General features: G+C 72.4%; 17 protein-coding genes. 11 read left to right on the top strand and 6 right to left on the bottom strand.

All coding sequences use genetic code 11. From position 1 onward, the window contains the following. Positions 1 to 15: 15 nt before the first annotated feature. On the bottom strand, positions 16 to 2,193 hold the full coding sequence (locus tag J3P32_RS06360; protein WP_210438973.1) for an RNA degradosome polyphosphate kinase: 2,178 nt from the start codon (positions 2,191 to 2,193) through the stop codon (positions 16 to 18). 46 nt (positions 2,194 to 2,239) lie between these two features. Beyond that, positions 2,240 to 2,602 carry a DsrE family protein gene (locus tag J3P32_RS06355; protein WP_210438972.1) on the bottom strand — a complete coding sequence of 121 codons (363 nt, stop codon included), beginning with the start codon at positions 2,600 to 2,602 and terminating at the stop codon, positions 2,240 to 2,242. A 35-nt stretch (positions 2,603 to 2,637) separates the two neighbouring features. Between J3P32_RS06355 and J3P32_RS06350 the strand changes: the two genes are divergently transcribed. The 3 genes from J3P32_RS06350 to ygfZ are packed head-to-tail and all read left to right on the top strand — an operon-like array spanning position 2,638 to position 4,530. After that, positions 2,638 to 3,132, top strand: a complete 495-nt coding sequence (locus J3P32_RS06350) for an FABP family protein (protein ID WP_210438971.1) — start codon at positions 2,638 to 2,640, stop codon at positions 3,130 to 3,132. A gap of 18 nt (positions 3,133 to 3,150) precedes the next feature. Continuing rightward, a complete protein-coding gene (locus J3P32_RS06345) occupies positions 3,151 to 3,585 on the top strand; it encodes a Fur family transcriptional regulator (protein WP_210438970.1) in 435 nt (144 codons plus the stop codon). 9 nt (positions 3,586 to 3,594) lie between these two features. Next, the gene (gene ygfZ, locus J3P32_RS06340; RefSeq protein ID WP_210438969.1) at positions 3,595 to 4,530 is read left to right on the top strand and encodes a CAF17-like 4Fe-4S cluster assembly/insertion protein YgfZ; all 936 of its coding nucleotides are present in this window, start codon (positions 3,595 to 3,597) and stop codon (positions 4,528 to 4,530) included. 312 nt (positions 4,531 to 4,842) lie between these two features. On the opposite strand, the gene mshD is transcribed toward ygfZ, so the two are convergent. Together mshD and J3P32_RS06330 are read right to left on the bottom strand one after the other, a co-directional pair. Next, entirely contained in the window at positions 4,843 to 5,655 is an 813-nt protein-coding gene (mshD, locus tag J3P32_RS06335) for a mycothiol synthase (RefSeq protein ID WP_210438968.1), read from the bottom strand. An 80-nt stretch (positions 5,656 to 5,735) separates the two neighbouring features. Next, positions 5,736 to 6,452, bottom strand: a complete 717-nt coding sequence (locus tag J3P32_RS06330; RefSeq protein WP_210438967.1) for a winged helix-turn-helix transcriptional regulator — start codon at positions 6,450 to 6,452, stop codon at positions 5,736 to 5,738. A gap of 63 nt (positions 6,453 to 6,515) precedes the next feature. Between J3P32_RS06330 and J3P32_RS06325 the strand changes: the two genes are divergently transcribed. The 6 genes from J3P32_RS06325 (at position 6,516) to J3P32_RS06300 (ending at position 11,113) form a co-directional block, all read left to right on the top strand. Further along, entirely contained in the window at positions 6,516 to 6,818 is a 303-nt protein-coding gene (locus J3P32_RS06325; RefSeq protein WP_210438966.1) for a ubiquitin family protein, read from the top strand. 115 nt (positions 6,819 to 6,933) lie between these two features. Further along, entirely contained in the window at positions 6,934 to 7,491 is a 558-nt protein-coding gene (locus tag J3P32_RS06320; protein ID WP_210438965.1) for a thioredoxin family protein, read from the top strand. A 246-nt stretch (positions 7,492 to 7,737) separates the two neighbouring features. Next, the gene (locus J3P32_RS06315) at positions 7,738 to 8,220 is read left to right on the top strand and encodes a DUF4395 domain-containing protein (RefSeq protein ID WP_210438964.1); all 483 of its coding nucleotides are present in this window, start codon (positions 7,738 to 7,740) and stop codon (positions 8,218 to 8,220) included. Positions 8,221 to 8,298: 78 nt separating this feature from the next. Beyond that, entirely contained in the window at positions 8,299 to 9,147 is an 849-nt protein-coding gene (locus J3P32_RS06310; protein WP_210438963.1) for a sulfurtransferase, read from the top strand. Then, on the top strand, positions 9,147 to 9,461 hold the full coding sequence (locus tag J3P32_RS06305) for a DUF1416 domain-containing protein (RefSeq protein WP_210438962.1): 315 nt from the start codon (positions 9,147 to 9,149) through the stop codon (positions 9,459 to 9,461). The genes J3P32_RS06310 and J3P32_RS06305 overlap by 1 nt, the downstream gene beginning before the upstream one ends. Before the next feature lie 164 nt (positions 9,462 to 9,625). Then, positions 9,626 to 11,113, top strand: a complete 1,488-nt coding sequence (locus J3P32_RS06300; protein WP_210438961.1) for a sensor histidine kinase — start codon at positions 9,626 to 9,628, stop codon at positions 11,111 to 11,113. Positions 11,114 to 11,549: 436 nt separating this feature from the next. Here J3P32_RS06300 and J3P32_RS06295 read toward each other — a convergent pair whose 3' ends face one another. Together J3P32_RS06295 and J3P32_RS06290 are read right to left on the bottom strand one after the other, a co-directional pair. Further along, entirely contained in the window at positions 11,550 to 12,908 is a 1,359-nt protein-coding gene (locus J3P32_RS06295; protein ID WP_210438960.1) for a helix-turn-helix domain-containing protein, read from the bottom strand. A gap of 79 nt (positions 12,909 to 12,987) precedes the next feature. Beyond that, the gene (locus tag J3P32_RS06290) at positions 12,988 to 14,403 is read right to left on the bottom strand and encodes a polysaccharide biosynthesis tyrosine autokinase (RefSeq protein WP_210438959.1); all 1,416 of its coding nucleotides are present in this window, start codon (positions 14,401 to 14,403) and stop codon (positions 12,988 to 12,990) included. A 216-nt stretch (positions 14,404 to 14,619) separates the two neighbouring features. On the opposite strand from J3P32_RS06290, the gene J3P32_RS06285 reads away from it, so the two are divergent. After that, positions 14,620 to 15,039, top strand: coding sequence for a hypothetical protein (locus tag J3P32_RS06285; protein WP_210438958.1), 420 nt, complete (start codon positions 14,620 to 14,622; stop codon positions 15,037 to 15,039). A gap of 87 nt (positions 15,040 to 15,126) precedes the next feature. Next, positions 15,127 to 16,908, top strand: coding sequence for a DUF4012 domain-containing protein (locus tag J3P32_RS17735; RefSeq protein WP_210438957.1), 1,782 nt, complete (start codon positions 15,127 to 15,129; stop codon positions 16,906 to 16,908). Positions 16,909 to 16,935: the final 27 nt, after the last annotated feature.

Here is a 16,935-nt window from a genome sequence, read left to right as displayed (position 1 = left end):
CGTGTGACGGAGCGCTCAGCGCCGCCGGCTGCGCTGGCGGACGATGAGCTCGTCGTGGAGGTGACGCTCGCCGTGCCGCAGCTGCCACTCGCCGTCGGGTCCCAGCTCCCACGCGGTCGTCCGCTCGTCGAGCGCGAGGTCCAGCAGCGCGTCGACCTCCTCGACGACGTGCGGGTCGCGCAGGCGTACGAGCACCTCGACGCGGCGGTCGAGGTTGCGGTGCATCATGTCCGCCGACCCGATCCAGGCCGCGGGGTCGCCGCCGTTGTCGAACCAGAAGATGCGGCTGTGCTCGAGGAAGCGACCCAGGATCGAGCGCACGCGGATGGTCTCCGACAGCCCGGGTACGCCGGGGCGCAGGGCGCAGATGCCGCGGATCAGCATCTCGACGCGCACGCCCTCCTGCGAGGCGAGGTAGAGCGCGTCGATCACCGCCTCGTCGACCGCCGAGTTCGCCTTGATCCGGATGCCGGCGGGTCGCCCCGCCTGGTGGTGGGCGATCTCCTGGTGGATCTGCGCGATGAGGCCCTCGCGGACGCTGTGCGGCGCGACGAGGAGGTGGTCGTAGGTGCGGTTGCGGCTGATGCCGGACAGGTTGTTGAACAGCAGCGCGACGTCCTCGCCGATCTCCTGGTTGGCGGTCAGCAGGCCCAGGTCCTCGTAGACGCGGGCGGTCTTCGGGTTGTAGTTGCCGGTGCCGAGGTGGACGTAGCGCCGGATCCCCTCGGGCTCGTCGCGCACCACCATCGACAGCTTGCAGTGGGTCTTGAGCCCGACCAGCCCGTAGACGACGTGGCAGCCGGCCTGCTCGAGCTTGCGTGCCCAGCGGATGTTGGCCTGCTCGTCGAAGCGCGCCTTGATCTCCACGATCACCAGGACCTGCTTGCCCGCCTCGGCGGCGTCGATGAGCGCCTCGATGATCGGGCTGTCGCCGGACGTGCGGTACAGCGTCTGCTTGATCGCCAGCACGTGCGGGTCGGCGGCTGCCTGCTCGAGGAAGCGCTGCACCGACGTGGCGAAGGAGTCGTAGGGGTGGTGCAGCAGCACGTCGTGCCGCCCGACCGAGTCGAAGACGTCGACCGGCGAGGACGACTCCACCTCCGCCAGGCTGGGGTGGGTCGACGGCAGGAACGCGGCGTACTTGAGGTCGTCGCGCGGCAGGTCGGCGATGGAGTGCAGCCCGGTGAGGTCGAGCGGGCCGGGCAGCGACACGACCTCGTCGCGGCGGACGCCGAGCTCGGAGACCAGCAGGTCGAGCACCTTGGGGTCCATCGACTGCTCGACCTCGAGCCGGACGGGGGGACCGAAGCGGCGTCGCTGCAGCTCCTTCTCCAGCGCCTTCAGCAGGTTCTCGGCGTCGTCCTCCTCGACCTCGAGGTCCTCGTTGCGGGTGACGCGGAACGTGTGCGAGCCGATGACCTCCATCCCCGGGAAGAGCTTTTTGAGGTGCTCGCCGATGACGTCCTCGATCGGCACGAAGCGCTGGTTGCCCAGGCCGACGAAGCGGCCGAAGGTCGGCGGCACCTTGACCCGCGCGAAGTGCTCGGTGCCGGTCTTGGGGTGGCGTACGACGACCGCGAGGTTGAGCGACAGGCCGGAGATGTAGGGGAACGGGTGGGCCGGGTCGACCGCGAGGGGGGTCAGGACCGGGAAGATCCGCTCCTTGAAGAGCTTCTTGCAGACCTTCTGCTCCTCCCGGTCCAGCTCGTCCCAGCGCACGATCTCGATGCCCTGCTCGCTGAGCTCGGGCAGGAGGTCGACGAACGCCTGGGCGTGGCGCTCCATGAGCTCCCGGCTGCCCGTCCACAGCTGGACCAGCTGCTGGCGCGGCATGAGCCCGCTCGCCGCGCGCACGGCGACGCCCGCGGCGATCCGGCGCTTGAGTCCGGCGACGCGGACCATGAAGAACTCGTCGAGGTTGCTGGCGAAGATCGCGAGGAAGCGGGCCCGCTCCAGCAGCGGCAGGGTGGGGTCCTCGGCGAGCTCGAGGACGCGCTGGTTGAAGCGCACCCACGAGGTCTCGCGGTCGATGAAGCGGTCCTCGAACTTCTGCACCGCCTCGATCGCGGCGGCGTCGGGCGTGTAGTGCGGCTCGACGTCGAAGGTGTCGCTCGGGTGCCCGAACGGCTCGGCGACCGGCCCTTCCTCGACCGACGGGGAGGCAGCGCTGGTGAGGGTGGCCGGGTCGGTCATGCCGTCCAGTGTGGCACCGCTTGGTGAACGCCGGGTGACGTCCGCCTCAGTACACGAGCGCCTGCACGCCCTCACCCAGCACCTGCTCGGCGAACACCGCGGCACCGGCGATCGTGACGCCGTCGCGCAGGTCGCCGGCGACGATGCCGCGACGCGCAGCGCACTGCGAGCAGACCGTGACCGACCCCGACGCCAGCACGGCCTGCATCAGCTGGTCGAGAGGCGTGGCGAGGTCGAGGTCGAACTCCTCGGCCCGGCCGGGCACCCCGAACCAGGCGGCCTGCCCGGTGAGCCAGAGCGAGACCTCCGCACCGGACGCCGCGGCCGCCGCGGCGACCGTGAACCCCTGGTTGCAGCGCTCGGCGTCCTCGGCCCCGCAGGTGACCTTCACGACCAGTGATCGAGCCATGCCGGCAGCCTAAGCGGGCGGACTAGAGTCGACCCATGCCCTTCGAGCTGCCCGACAACCTGCATCCCAACTGCGGCCCCGTCGCCTGGTTGCTCGGCACGTGGCGCGGCAACGGCCACGGGGCGTACCCGACCATCGAGTCGTTCCAGTTCGGCCAGGAGCTGATCTTCACCCACGACGGCCGCCCGTTCTTCCACTACATGTCGCGTGCCTGGGTCGTCGACGAGCAGGGGGAGTTCGTCCGCGAGGGCGCGATGGAGACGGGGTTCCTGAGGTGCCCCGAGCCCGGCAAGGTCGAGCTCCTCCTCGCGCACAACACCGGCATCTCGGAGATCTGGTACGGCGCGGCTGACGGCGGCCGGATCGAGCTGCACACCGCGGGTGTCTCCTACACCGAGACGGCGAAGGAGGTCACGGCCGGGTCGCGCATGTACGGCAACGTCGAGGGTGACCTGCTGTACGCCAACGACCTCGCGGCCGCCGGCCAGGAGCTCCAGCCGCACACGTGGGCCCGGCTCCAGCGGGCCTGACGCCATGAGGACCATCCCATGAGCGACGACCTCGCCCAGCGGCTGCGCGAGCAGGGGTTGCGGCTCACCCCGCAGCGCCAGCTGATCCTCCGGGCGGTCGAGGAGCTGCGGCACGCGACGCCCGACGAGGTGCTCGCACACGTCCGCGACCAGGTGAGCTCGGTCAACGCCTCCACGGTCTACCGCACCCTGGAGGTGCTCGAGGAGCTCGGCCTGGTCCGGCACACCCACCTCAGCGACCGCGCGCCGACGTACCACTCCACCGACGAGCACGAGCACGTGCACGTCGTGTGCCGCCGCTGCCACGCCGTGCGCTCCTACGACCCCGGGCTCGTGCAGCCGCTCGTCGCGGCGCTGGCCGACGACGGCTTCGTGGTCGACGTGGGCCACCTCGCGATCTTCGGCACCTGCGCGGACTGCTCCGCCGCGGACGAGCAGCCACGGCCGACCTAGACTCGGGGCATGGCCAGCCCCCTCCTCGCCCTCCCGGGAGCCGTCGCCGGCGACGGCATCGACGCGCCGGTGGCCGCGCACTACGGCTCGTTCAACACCGAGCAGCGCAGCCTCGCCCGGGGCGACGGCTTCGTGGACCTCTCGCACCGCGACGTGTTCCGCGTGGCGGGGCCCGACCGGCTCTCGTGGCTGCACAGCCTCACGACCCAGTACTTCGACGGGCTCGCCCCCGGCACCTGGACGCAGGCCCTCGTGCTGAGCCCGCAGGGCCACGTCGAGCACGCCTTCACCGGCGTCGACGACGGCGAGGCGTTCACCGCGCACACCGAGCCCGGTGCGGCGCCGGCCCTGGTGCAGTGGCTGGAGCGGATGAAGTTCATGACCCGCGTCGAGGTCTCGCTGGTCGAGGACCTCGCGGTGATGTGGCGCCCGGGGGAGGGCAGCGGTCGCCACGACCTGGTCCCGCGCGAGCGGCTGGAGGCGTACGCCGAGGCGGCCGGACCCGCCGCCGGCCTGTGGGCGTACGAGGCGCTGCGCATCGAGCGCGGCGAGCCGCGGTTCGGCGTCGACACCGACCACCGCACGATCCCCAACGAGGTCGGCTGGATCGGTGCGGCCGTCCACCTCGACAAGGGCTGCTACCGCGGCCAAGAGACCGTCGCGCGCGTCCACACGCTCGGCCGGCCCCCACGGCGGCTGGTGCTGCTGCACCTCGACGGCTCGGAGAACCGGCTGCCCGTCGCGGGCTCGCCCGTCTCCCACGACGGCCGTGACCTCGGATTCGTCGGGTCGAGCGCCCGCCACCACGAGCTCGGTCCCATCGCGCTGGCGCTGGTCAAGCGCAACGTCCCGGTCGACGCGCCCCTCGACGTCGACGGGATGCCCGCCGCCCAGGAGGTCGTCGTCGACCCCGAGGTCGGCCTGCACGTGCGCCCGCTCCGCTAGGGCCGCGCGGGCGTCATGCGATCCGGCACCTATAGGTGCGCTTTCGCATGACGCGGGCCCCGGGCCGGTGCGGGCGTCATACGAACCCGCACCTATACGTACGCCTTCGCATGACGCGGGCCTCGGGCCGGTGCGGGCGTCATACGAACCCGCACCTATACGTACGCCTTCGCATGACGCAGGCCCCGGGCCGGTGCGGGCGTCATACGGACCCGCACCTATACGTACGCCTTCGCATGACACAGCGACCGTCAGCGACCGTCAGCGACACTCAGCGACACGCAGCGACAGCGGCGACGCCAGCGGCACCGGTCAGCGGCGCCGGTACTGCACGTGCGTGTCGGCGTCCGCGTGGCCGAACCCCAGCCCCGAGTAGACCGCGACGGCGGGGGCGTTGTCGGACTCGACGTAGAGCAGCACCTCGTCAACCCCCAGCCCAGCGAGGTGGTGCAGCCCCGCGAGGGTCAGCACCTTTCCGAGCCCGCGTCCCTGCGCCGCCGGCGCCACCCCCACGACGTAGACCTCGCCGTGGCGCGCGTCGTGCTGCTTGGTCCAGTGGAAGCCGAGCATCCCGGAGTGGTCCTCTGCCACGAGCAGCCCCGCCGGGTCGAACCACGGCTCGGCCATCCGGCGGGCGAGGTTGTCCTCGTCCATCGCGCCCTGCTCGGGGTGGTGGGCGAACGCCGCGGCGTTGACCGCGACGACGTCGGCGGCGTCGGTGTCCCGGTACGACCGGATCCTCACGCCCGACGGCGTCTCGAGCGGCGGGAGCGGCAACGACGCCGCTCGACGCATCACCCAGAGGTCACGCACCCGGTCCCACCCGTGCCGGTCCGCGAGCCGGGCGGCGCCCGGGTGGTCGCCGTGCGACCAGGCGGTCAGCGCGCCGTCGTACGACGCCTCGGCGCGGGTGAGCAGGGTGCCGCCCGTCCCGCGGCGGCGTGCCGACGGGCGCACCACGAGCGCCAGGTCGCCGTCGTGGAGCAGCGTGAACCCGTCGTCCTCGAGGCCGACCTCGGCGACGCCGTCGGCCAGCGCGATGCGCGCCGCCTCGTCGAGGGGGTCGGCGCCGTCGGCGGCCGCGGCCTCTCCGGCGATCTGCAGCACCCGATCGACGACGTCCATGTCGCGACCCTAGCGAGCCCGGTGTGCGACGCGAGCCGGAGCCCGAGCCGGGTCCAGCCGGACGCGGACCGGACCCGGGTTCAGGACGAGGCCGACTCGGTCTCCGCGCCGGCGGAGTCGCGCGTGGGCACGACGAAGCGGTAGCCGACGTTGCGGACCGTGCCGATGTGGTGCTCGTGCTCGGTGCCGAGCTTGGCGCGCAGGCGGCGCACGTGGACGTCGACGGTGCGGGTGCCGCCGAAGTAGTCGTATCCCCACACCTCCTGCAGCAGCTGCTCACGGCTGAAGACCCGGCCCGGGTGCTGCGCGAGGTACTTGAGGAGCTCGAACTCCTTGTAGGTGAGGTCGAGCGCGCGGCCGCCGATCCGCGCCGTGTAGGTCGCGTCGTCGACGACCACCTCGCCGCGGTGGATGACGTGGGCCGACGGGTCGTCGGGCGCGGCGGCGCTCGCCCGGCCGATCGCGAGGCGGATCCGGGCGTCGAGCTCGGCGGGACCGCACGTGTGCAGCACCACGTCGTCCATGCCCCAGTCGTGGGCCACGACGGCGAGGCCGCCCTCGGTGACCACCAGGAGGACCGGCGCGTCCGCACCGGTGGTGCGGATCAGGCGGCAGAGGTCGCGCGCGGCAGCGAGGTCCTGGCGACCGTCGACGAGGACGAGGTCGGACTCCGGGGCGTCGAGCAGCGCGCTGCCCTGGGCCGGGACGATCTTCACGGTGTGGGCCAGCAGGGCGAGGCCCGGCAGCACCTCGGCCGAGGGCTGGAGCGCGCTGGTGAGCAGCAGCAGTGCGCTCATGCGGACCCTCCTCGTTCGCCGGGCCGACCGGTGACCAGCCGGGAATGGTGAAGGATAGTCCGCATGAGCGACCCCACGGACCGCGACCGGAGGCGTGAGACAGCGATCACCGTGCGCTACTGGGCGGGTGCCCGGGCTGCGGCCGGGACCGCGGAGGACGTGTTCGACGTCGCCGGGACCGAGCTGACCCTGGCCGACGTGGTCGACCTGGTCCTCGAGCGTCACCCCGGCGACCGCATGGCACGCACCGTCGCCGTCTGCTCGGTGCTCCTCGGCGAACAGCCGGTGGGGTCGCGCGACCCAGGTGCGGTCGTCGTCCCGCCGGGGACGGTGGTGGAGCTGCTGCCTCCCTTCGCGGGCGGCTGAGCGAGCGTCCCCGCCGAGCGGCAGGAGGCGCCGCCGCGTCGGGAGTCCCGGAGCCTGCTCCGAACCGGGACGCAGTCGTGCGGAACAACTGCCGCACCCACGACGTTCGTCGGGTGTGACCACAGGAGCCTGGATCGCCGTCGCCGCCGTCGTGCTGGCGGTCGGCCTCGGCCTGTGGCGCAACGCGACGGACGGCCGCTTCCGCGCGCGCCGCGCCGTGGGTGCTGCAGCCGCGCCCGGGGCGGGGGACTCGCCGGCACCGGCCCACCTGCGGGACGGGGAGCACGGGAAGGACCCGGATGACGTGGCGGCGCCTCCGCCCGCCGACGTGCCGCCCGGCGCGGACATCGCCGCCGTCGTCGGTCGGCAGCTGGGCGAGCGGGCCACCCTGCTGCAGTTCTCGAGCGCCTTCTGCGCGCCGTGCCGCGCCACCCGGCGCGTGCTGGAGGACGTCTCGCGGCTCGTCCCCGGGGTCACCCACGTCGAGGTCGACGCCGAGCAGCACCTCGACGCCACGCGGGCCTTCGGCATCCTGCGCACGCCGACGACCCTCGTCCTCGACGGGTCGGGCGCCGAGGTGACCCGCGCGACCGGCGCACCCGCCCGCGACCAGGTCCTGACAGCTCTAGCCCGCGTGCCGTCTCAAGATCCGGATGCGACGACCACATCGTGAGACCACGGCGCGAGCGGCTCGCAGGACCGCCTACTGTCGTGGTCATGTCCTCGACCATGCTCACCCGGCGCCGCGCAGTGGACCACTGCCGCGTGCGCTCGGCGCTGTGTCGAATGTCGTAGCGGTCCCACCGCTCGCCTGAGCCCGACGTCCTCCCGCCACGGGACCGTGCTCGTCGGTGGGACCCGCCCTGGCCTGCGCCCCTGTGCGCCCGGCCTCGTGCGGCGCCGACATCCCAGGAGAGACATGACCACCACCGCCACACCGCGCTCCGCAGCGGGCGCCTCGCGCACGGACGCGGGCATCGACCCCCGCGGACCCCAGCTCGCCGCGGCCCTGACCTCGGTCGTCCTGCTCGCCGTGCTCCTGCTCCCGTCGCCGTACGACGTGGTGCTGCTCGCCGCGCAGGCAGCGGCCTTCGCCTCCGGCGCCGTGCGCGGCGTGCAGGCCACGCCGCACGCGTGGCTCTTCCGCACGCTCGTCCGCCCGCGACTGGCCTCGCCCAGCGAGTGGGAGGCGCCGGAGCCGCCCCGCTTCGCGCAGGCGGTCGGCCTCGGGTTCGCCCTCGTGGGCCTGCTCGCGCTCCTGGCCGGTGCCACCGTGGTCGGCCAGGTCGCGGTCGGCCTCGCGCTGGTGGCCGCTCTGCTCAACGCCGCCTTCGGGCTCTGCCTGGGCTGCGAGGCCTACCTCCTGATCCGCCGGGCCACGGCCCGACGCATCGCCTCCTGACAGCACGTCACGTCCGACCCAGCACCGTCCACCGCACCGCACCCCGACTGTTCACCACCAGCAAGGAGCACACCAACCATGAGCCGCGAGAACTCGCTCGTCACCGCCCAGTGGGTCGAGGACAACCTCGACACCGACGGCGTCGTCCTCATCGAGGTCGACGAGGACACCACCGCCTACGACAAGGGCCACATCCGGGGAGCGATCAAGCTCGACTGGACCACCGACCTCCAGGACCAGGTCCGCCGCGACTTCGTCAACAAGGAGCAGTTCGAGGCGCTGCTGTCCGAGCGCGGGGTCTCCAACGACGACACGGTCGTCCTCTACGGCGGCAACAACAACTGGTTCGCCGCCTACGCCTACTGGTACTTCAAGCTCTACGGCCACCAGGACGTCAAGCTCCTCGACGGCGGCCGCAAGAAGTGGGAGCTCGACTCCCGCGAGCTGACGGCCGAGGTGCCGACCCGCGAGAAGACGTCGTACACCGCGACCGAGCAGGACCACTCCATCCGCGCGTTCCGCGACGAGGCCGTCGCCGCCATCGGCGTGAAGAACCTGGTCGACGTCCGCAGCCCCGACGAGTACGCCGGCCGGCTGCTGGCCCCGGCGCACCTCCCGCAGGAGCAGGCGCAGCGCGCCGGCCACGTGCCGACCTCGATCAACGTGCCGTGGAGCAAGGCGGCCAACGACGACGGGACGTTCAAGTCCGACGAGGAGCTGCGCCAGATCTACGCCGACGCCGGCCTCGACGACACGAAGGAGACCATCGCCCTGTGCCGCATCGGCGAGCGCTCCTCGCACACCTGGTTCGTGCTCAAGGAGCTCCTCGGTCACGAGAACGTGAAGAACTACGACGGCTCGTGGACCGAGTACGGCTCGCTGGTCGGCGTCCCGGTCGCCCTCGGCGACGAGCCGGGTGAAGCCTGATGTGCGGCGCGACCGAGGGCGGCCTGTCGCTCGACGGGGTGAACGTCGCCAAGGAGGCCGTCATCCAGGGCCAGGTCCTGCGCGGCGGCGCGGCCGGGGGCGAGCCCGTCCCCAACGCGTACGTCCGGCTCCTCGACCGCAGCGGTGAATTCACCGCCGAGGTCCCGACCTCGGCGACGGGGCACTTCCGCTTCTTCGCCGGCGACGGGGAGTGGACCCTGCGGACCCTCGCTCCCAAGGCGCAGCCGGTCGACACCCGGGTCGTCGCCGCGACCGGGTCGGTGGCCGAGGTGCAGGTGCTCGTCACCGCCTAGCCGCCGGCCGAGCAGCACTGGTCTGGACACCCGAGATCACCCCGGACGCCCGAGTCCGGGGTGATCTCCTCATTTTCACCACTGATCGGCCACAGGCGCGACGGCGGCATGGACCCACCCCTACGGTGGAGGTTCGCATCTCGTCGGAAGGGGCTGCGGTGGTCGTGCCCGACAGTCGGGTCTCCCTCGCCGACGACCTCTGGCGGCTCACCATGGAGCACTCGCCGGTGGGAATGGCCATCGTCTCCCTGGCCGGCGGCGTCGTCACCGCCAACGGCGCGCTCTGCGACATGCTGGGCTACGAGCCCGACGAGCTGGTGACGCTCACCCTGTCCGACATCACCCACCCCGACGACCTGGCCGACGACCTGCGGCTGGTCGACCGGACGCTCGCGGGCGAGATCGGCTCCTACCGGATCACCAAGCGCTACGTCCGCTCCGACGGGCGCATCGTCGTCGGCGACCTCTCCGTCGCCCTGCTCCGCGACGCCGGCGGTGCGCCGGTCCACTTCGTCTCCCAGGTCGCCGACCTCACCGAGCGTCAGGCCTTCGTGGAGCGGCTGGACGCCGCTGAGAGCGCCGTCGAGACCGAGCGGCGCAAGGCGCACGCCATCTTCGAGGGCGTGTCGGTCGGGCTCCTGCAGGTCGACACCCGCGGTCGCTACCTCGCCTGCAACGACCGGCTCCGAGACTTCCTCGCCCTGGCCTTCCCGTCGGGACACCGCGGCCTCGCCGGCCAGGCGGGCTTCACCTACAGCGCCGACCAGCAGCACGTCCTGGCGCCGCGCGACATGCCCTCGGCGCGCGCCGCCCGGGGCGAGGAGTTCGACGACCTGCGCGTGTGGGTCGGCAAGGACCCGGCCGCGCGCCGCGCCCTCTCCGTCTCCTCACGGGCCGTGGTCGACCGCGCCGGGACGGCCTCGGGTGCCGTGCTGGCCTACCACGACGTCACCGATCTCGTCCGCGCACTCAACGTCAAGGACGAGTTCGTGGCCACCGTGTCGCACGAGCTGCGGACGCCGTTGACGTCCGCCCTGGCCTACCTCGAGCTGCTCGACGAGTCCAGCGACGTCAGCCGGGAGGACCAGCAGCAGGTCAACGCCGTGCGCCGCAACGTGCTCCGGCTGTCCCACCTGGTCGCGGACCTGCTCTACAGCACGCGCGCCTCGGCCGGGTCCGCGCTCGTCGACCGCTACCCCGTCGACCTCGCGTCGGTGCTCGACCAGGCCGTCGACGCAGCACAGCTCGACGCGGCGCACCGGGGCGTACGCATCACCTGCCGCCGCCCGGCGTCGCTGGCCCTCGTCGCGGACGGCATGCGGCTGCGCCAGGTCCTCGACAACCTGCTCGCCAACGCGATCGCCTACAGCCCGCCTGGCGGGACCGTGGCGGTCGACCTCGTCCGGGACGGGGCGCACGCCGTGGTGACGGTCGCCGACCACGGTCCGGGGATGGACGACGACGAGGTCGGCGAGGTCTTCGAGCGCTTCTTCCGCGGCCGCAACGCCCGCCGGCTCCGGGTCCCCGGGGCGGGCCTGGGCCTGCACAACGTGCGGACGATCATCGAGGCCCATGGCGGCGAGGTGCGCTTCGAGAGCGCCCCCGGGGCCGGCACCTGCGTCCGCGTGCTCCTGCCCGGCGGCCACGACTGACCCGCCGGTCCGAGGGCTGCCCGTCGTCCCGCGGACGTGCTGGGACCCCCCGCCGCGGGCGGGGGGTCCGAGCGGCAACCGGGTGGGGTCCGGTGCAGGTCTCGCAAGGGGGGAGCCTGCGAGGTCGCCCACCCGACGCCGAGGCCATTTGCCAGGGGGCTTGCCCAAGTTTGCCAAAGGCGGCGACACTCGGCATCTGGTTTGACAAGATTTCTGCTGGACCGGCTCGGGACGCCCGCCAACCCCACTCAGCACTCACCCCTGGAGACACCATGAACCGCGCCACCCGCCTCTTCGTCGCCGCCGTCGCCCTCGTCAGCGTGGCCGGCCTCGCCGCGCCCGCCGAGGCGGCGCAGGTCCGTACGACGACCCGCACCGTGTGGTGCTGCTGACCCTCTGAGCCCTCGGCCGGCCCTCGCGTCCGGCTGACGCCGACTCAGCTGCGGGCGAGCGTGCTGGACGCCACGCGCGCCCGCAGCCCGGTGGAGACCGCCGCGCGCCGGTAGGCGTCCATGGCGGCCTCGGCCATGCCGACGCTCGAGAGCAGGTCGGCGAGGTCGAACCACAGCTGGGCGGCGCTCTGGTCGGCGCCGATCGCCGACAGCCGGTGCACCGCCCGCTGGTAGGCCTGCGCGGCGAGGTCTGCCTCGCCCTCCGCTGCCAGGGTCCTGCCCTCGAGGACCAGCGCCTCGGCCTCGGCCAGGGGCGCGTGCCCGTCGGCGGTGGCGTGCACCTGCGCGATCAGCTCGCGACAGGTCGACGGGTTGCCGGCGAGGAACGCCACGCGGGCCAGGCCGAGCAGCGTCCACGCGCGGTCCACCGGCGTGCCGCTGCTCCACTCGAGCTCGGCGGCCGCCTGCTCGAGGTTCGTGCGCGCCTCGTCGAGCGCGGGCGGGTCGAGCTCGAGCTGCAGCCGGCCCACCTCGGTGCGCAGGCGGGCGAGGTTGCGGGCGTCGCGGCCCTCGCTCAGCAGCGCCAACGCGCGCTCGGCGAGGGGGACCGCGGCGGTGACGTCGCCGCGCCTGGCCTGCATGGCGCTCGCGTTCCAGTAGGCCGAGGCGCGCGCCTGGGCCGACCCGAGCGACTCCGCGCGGGTGATGGCCTTGCGGCACATGCGGACGGCGTGGCCGGTGTCGCCGCGCTCGAAGTGGGCCGCGGCCATGGTGACGGCGAGCTGCACGGCCTCGTCGCACGCGTCGAGCCCGGCCTCCTCGACGTAGGCCATCACCCGCTGGCCGCACTCGATCGCGCGGCCCAGGTCGCCTGTCTCGCGGTAGATGCGGCTGAGGGCGATGCCGGCGCGGATCCGCGTGAGCCCGTCGGCCTCCCCGTCGTCGACCAGCGACTCGAGCTCGACGATCGCGTCGTCCTCGCGGTTGGTCGCCTCGAGAGCGCGCGCGTGCAGGAGCCGCGCGCGATCGCGCATGCCCTCGACCCGCGAGGTCTGCAGCTGCTCGAGGGCGGACGTGAGGTGCCTCTCGGCGTCCTCCGGCTGGCCGGACTCCAGGGACAGCTCGGCGTAGTTGAGCGCGAGCCGGATCTCGTCGACCGCGTGGCGGTCGGGCTCGCCGAGCAGCGACTCGACCGTGACGTCGAGCCGTTCGGCCAGCGCGACCAGCAGCGGGTACGTCGGCCCGCGGTGCCCCGCCTCGATCCGGGAGAGGTAGGCGACCGACATGATCGTCCGGGCGACCTCGCCCTGCGTGAGTCCGCGAGCGAGGCGTGCCGCGCGCAGGCGACGGCCCAGTGCCTCCCGGTCGGTGTGCTCCAGCAGCTCGGCGTGACGCGAGTCCATCCGGACATTGTGGTGCACGTCTTGCCACGACGGTGTCGATTTCGGGCAAGATCTCGCGCAACTGGTCAGCCGCAGCAACTCACTTGCGTCGGCGCCCGGCGGACTCGCCGCTGGGACGCTCCTCGAGCGCCGCCTCGGGTGCGTAGCCGTACCCGTAGCCGTACCCGTATCCCGAGCCGTAGTCGCCGCGACCCTTCTTCGGCACCATGTTGAACACCGCGCCGAGCGTATGGGCGCCCACGGCTGTCAAGCGCTCGCGGGCGGCGGCGAGCTGCTCCCGGGTGGTCTTGCCGTGCCGGACCACCACGACGGCTCCGTCCACCTGCGACGCGATCAACGCCGCGTCGGTGACGGGGAGCAGGGGCGGCGCGTCGATGACGATGACGTCGTACGCCGCGCGCAGCTCCCCGAGCACGACGGCCATCGCCCGCGACTGCAGCAGCTCGGCCGGGTTGGGTGGTACCGCTCCTGAGGGCAGGACGTGCAGCCCGGAGCTGTGGGCCAGCACGACGTCCGAGACCGCCACCTTGCCCACCAGGGCCGTCGTGAGGCCTATCGTGCCGTCGAGGTTCAGCAGGGCCGCGGCCTGTGGCCGGCGCAGGTCGCTGTCGACGAGAAGCACGCGCTCGCCGGCCTGGTGCAAGGCCAGGGCGATGTTGACCGCCGTCGTGGACTTGCCCTCCCCGGGCAGGGCGCTGGTGAAGACGATCGCCTTGGACGTCGCGTCGATGTCGACGAACGACAGGTTGGTCCGCAGCACCCGGAAGGCCTCGGCGCGCGGCTCGTGCGAAGTGAGCTGCGTGACCAGCGGGCGCTTGGCCACCTCGGGGTCGAAGGCGATCGTCCCGAGGATCGGCGCGTCGAGTGCGTTGGTGAGGTCGTCGGCCGACTTCGTGCTCGTGTCGAGCAGCTCGCGCACCACGGCTAGCCCGACGCCGAGCAGAAGTCCGAGCACCAGCGCCAGGCCGAGGTTGCGCACGGGGTTGGGGGAGATCGGTCCACCGGGCAGCGAGGCCGCGTCGACGATCGTGCCCTTAAGGACCGGTCTGCTCTGACCGGGAGGGGTCTCCAGCTCGGCCACGAGGGCGACCAGCTCCTCCCCGTAGGTCTGGGTGAGCTGCTGGGCGACCTTCGGATCGGGGTCGGTGACCGAGATGCTCAGCAGGACGGTGTCCGGCGAGGCCTGAGCGGTGACCTTGGCGGCCAGCTCCTTGGGCGACAGCGAGCTGCCGGTCGCGGACACCACGCGCGTGGCAAGCTCGGTGCCGGTGGCCAGGTCGGCGTACGACGCCAGTCGCTGGCTGCTGAACAGGTTGCCCTGGTAGGCCTCGGCCGACGACGAGGCGCTCGTCGAGATGAAGAGCTGGGTGGTGGACTGATACTGCGGGGTGGTCCGCCAAGTGACCAGCGCTGCCGCGACGACGACCAGGAGGACCGTTGCCATCACAAGGCGCCAACGGCGCCGCAGGATGCGCAGGTAGTCGGCCAGCTCCACGATTCTCCATCCCCCAGCGGTCGACGAGCAGCGGCCAGTCTCAGCCACGGCGGGCGCGCAGGGCAACTTGGCCGAATGTTGACGGTCATTGCCCGTCCCGTGGACGTCTCGGTTACGGTGTGCCTCGTTGACTCGTCAAGGAGATCGGGCGCAGTCGTCTGGGGCCGAACACGCAGGGGGCGGTTCCACTCTCAGACCTATGGAAGGGTCTTCCGCATGAAGAAGATGGCCGTCGCTGCTGCGACCACCACCATTGCCGCTCTCGGTTCGCTCGTCGTCGCGCCCGCGGCGCAGGCGGACCCCTACCCGCGCTCCATCGACACCGAGTGCGTTGCTGTCGCCGCCGACACCACGGTCGGCCCCGGCGACACGGTCAAGATCAAGTTCAAGTGGACCGCCGACGGCAACATCACGCCCAAGGGTCGTGTGGAGTACGTCGTGAGGCGGGTCCGCACCGGCGTGGTCGAGACCGGTTCCTTCTGGAGCGGCGCGGCCAACAAGGCCCAGACGAAGAACTTCTCGTTCGAGCGCAAAGGCAACTACTACGTCGAGTTCGACACCGCCGCGAAGAGCACCTCGGTCTTCCGCAACTGCTCCGCCTCGACCGCCAAGATCAAGGTGCGCAACCGCTTCTGATCGCGGCCTTCAGCATCAAGTCGGCCTGCTGCCCACTGGCGTCGCCAGTGGGCAGCAGTCTCGTTCAGGGAGTGTGTTGGTGTGTCCGTGACCTCTCGGGAGCGTAACGAACGAGCCGTCCGGCGTCGTTGGCGCTGGCCCGCGCTCGGCGTCGCCGTGGTGCTGGGCCTCGCGGCGGCGTGGGCAGGCTGGACGGTCTGGCAGGCGCAGCGCGACATCAGCGCTGCACGTACGGCCGCTGTCGGTCTGCCCGCGGCGCTCACGCGGGGCGGCGGCGAGCCCGCCCGGCTGGCCGATGACCTCCAGCAGCACGCCTCCGCTGCGGAGAAGCGCACTTCCGGCGCCACCTGGCGCGTGCTGAGCGCCGTCCCGGTGGTCGGTGACGACTTCGGGGCTGCCGCGCACGCGGCTCGGGCCGTCGACGTCCTGGCCCGCGAGGCCGTCGACCCGCTGGTGGCCAGCGGCCTGAGCGCGAAGACCTTCGCCCCGCGCAACGGACGGCTGCCCGTCGGAAGGATCGCGGACGCCGCGCAACCGCTGGCCGCAGCCCGGCGGGGCTTCGAGGCGGCGCGCGCCGAGCTCGAGCCCATCGAGGTGGACCGACTGGCGCGGGAGCTCCGCCCGGACTTCGAGACCCTCATCGAACAGGTGGACGACGGCGTTCGGACGCTCGACGGCGCCACCCGCGCGGCCGAGGTGCTGCCGACCATGCTCGGGGCCGACAGCGCCCGGGACTACCTCCTGGTCTTCCAGAACAACGCCGAGCCGCGCTCGCTGGGCGGCATGCCGGGACTCATGGCGCCGCTGCGGGCGGACATGGGCGCGGTCACGCTAGGTGACACCGTCGCGACCAGCACGTTCGGTGAGCTGGACGAGCCGGTTCTGCCCCTGACCGAGGAGGAGCAGCGGATCTGGCACGACCAGCCCGGGACGTGGTTTCAGGACGCCGTCTTCATCCCGGACTTCGAGCGAGCCGCCCAGCTCATGGCCGCGCGCTGGGAGCTCGAGACCGGGGCGTCCGTCGACGGCGTCCTGTCCGTCGACCCGGTGGCGATGTCCTACCTGCTCGAGGCGACCGGGCCGATCGCGATCGACGGCCGCGAGCTGACGAGCGACAACTTCGTCGATGAGATGCTGCACCAGCCCTACCTCCGCTACCAGGACGACCCGGCCGCGGAGGACGCCTTCTTCTCCGGCGTGCTGACCACCCTCTTCGATCGCATCCTGGGTGCCGGCACCGACCCGTCCGCCCTGGTCAGCGCTCTGTCGCGAGGTGCCGAGGAGGGTCGGCTGCTCGTGCGCTCCTCCGACCCCGCCGACCAGGAGGCATTCGCCGGCACGCGCATCGCGGGCGAGTTCCCGCACGGCAGCGAGGGACCCGCGCAGGCCGCGGCCTACGTCAACGACGCCACCGGCTCGAAGATGGGTTACTTCCTCGACTACGACGCCCGCATCAGCAGCGTGTCGTGCGCCGCGGACGTGATCGGCTTCAACGGCACGCTCCGAATCCAGTCCAGGGCTCCCGCGGATGCCGCGTCGCTGCCGCCGACGGTCACGGGTCCGGGCAGCTACGGCGTGGCCCGAGGCGACCACCTCAACGTCTTCGACTTGGTGGCGCCCACCGGCGGCGAGATCACCGACGTGACCGTCAACGGCGTGAAGTCGCGGGGGACCAACCGGACCTTCCGGGGACGCCCGGTGGTGTCGGTGCCGATCCTGCTCACTCCCGGCGACGTGGTCACCTTGACCTGGCGGGCGACGTCCGGGCCCGGTCACTCGGGCGGCGTCGAGTTCATCAGCACGCCCGGTGTGCACCACGGAGGAGCCGAGCAGTTCGTGCCTGCACCGTGCCGGGTCGATGAACAGTGAGCGCACCCACCGCAAAGAACGTCTCGT

It is taken from the genome of Nocardioides xinjiangensis (assembly GCF_017916385.1).
Lineage (GTDB): Bacteria > Actinomycetota > Actinomycetes > Propionibacteriales > Nocardioidaceae > Nocardioides > Nocardioides xinjiangensis.
Note: the sequence above shows the minus strand (reverse complement) of the source record. Positions and strands in the feature narration are given on the sequence as shown.

Bases quoted from the DNA above. Each gene is read 5' to 3' on its own strand.
- J3P32_RS06360 (WP_210438973.1), bottom strand. From the start codon at position 2,193: ATGACCGACCCGGCCACCCTCACCAGCGCTGCCTCCCCGTCGGTCGAG.
- J3P32_RS06310 (WP_210438963.1), top strand. From the start codon at position 8,299: ATGAGCCGCGAGAACTCGCTCGTCACCGCCCAGTGGGTCGAGGACAAC.
- mshD (WP_210438968.1), bottom strand. From the start codon at position 5,655: ATGGACGTCGTCGATCGGGTGCTGCAGATCGCCGGAGAGGCCGCGGCC.
- J3P32_RS06345 (WP_210438970.1), top strand. From the start codon at position 3,151: ATGAGCGACGACCTCGCCCAGCGGCTGCGCGAGCAGGGGTTGCGGCTC.
- ygfZ (WP_210438969.1), top strand. From the start codon at position 3,595: ATGGCCAGCCCCCTCCTCGCCCTCCCGGGAGCCGTCGCCGGCGACGGC.
- J3P32_RS06315 (WP_210438964.1), top strand. From the start codon at position 7,738: ATGACCACCACCGCCACACCGCGCTCCGCAGCGGGCGCCTCGCGCACG.
- J3P32_RS06305 (WP_210438962.1), top strand. From the start codon at position 9,147: ATGTGCGGCGCGACCGAGGGCGGCCTGTCGCTCGACGGGGTGAACGTC.
- J3P32_RS06295 (WP_210438960.1), bottom strand. From the start codon at position 12,908: ATGGACTCGCGTCACGCCGAGCTGCTGGAGCACACCGACCGGGAGGCA.
- J3P32_RS06285 (WP_210438958.1), top strand. From the start codon at position 14,620: ATGAAGAAGATGGCCGTCGCTGCTGCGACCACCACCATTGCCGCTCTC.
- J3P32_RS06330 (WP_210438967.1), bottom strand. From the start codon at position 6,452: ATGAGCGCACTGCTGCTGCTCACCAGCGCGCTCCAGCCCTCGGCCGAG.
- J3P32_RS06355 (WP_210438972.1), bottom strand. From the start codon at position 2,602: ATGGCTCGATCACTGGTCGTGAAGGTCACCTGCGGGGCCGAGGACGCC.
- J3P32_RS06350 (WP_210438971.1), top strand. From the start codon at position 2,638: ATGCCCTTCGAGCTGCCCGACAACCTGCATCCCAACTGCGGCCCCGTC.
- J3P32_RS06325 (WP_210438966.1), top strand. From the start codon at position 6,516: ATGAGCGACCCCACGGACCGCGACCGGAGGCGTGAGACAGCGATCACC.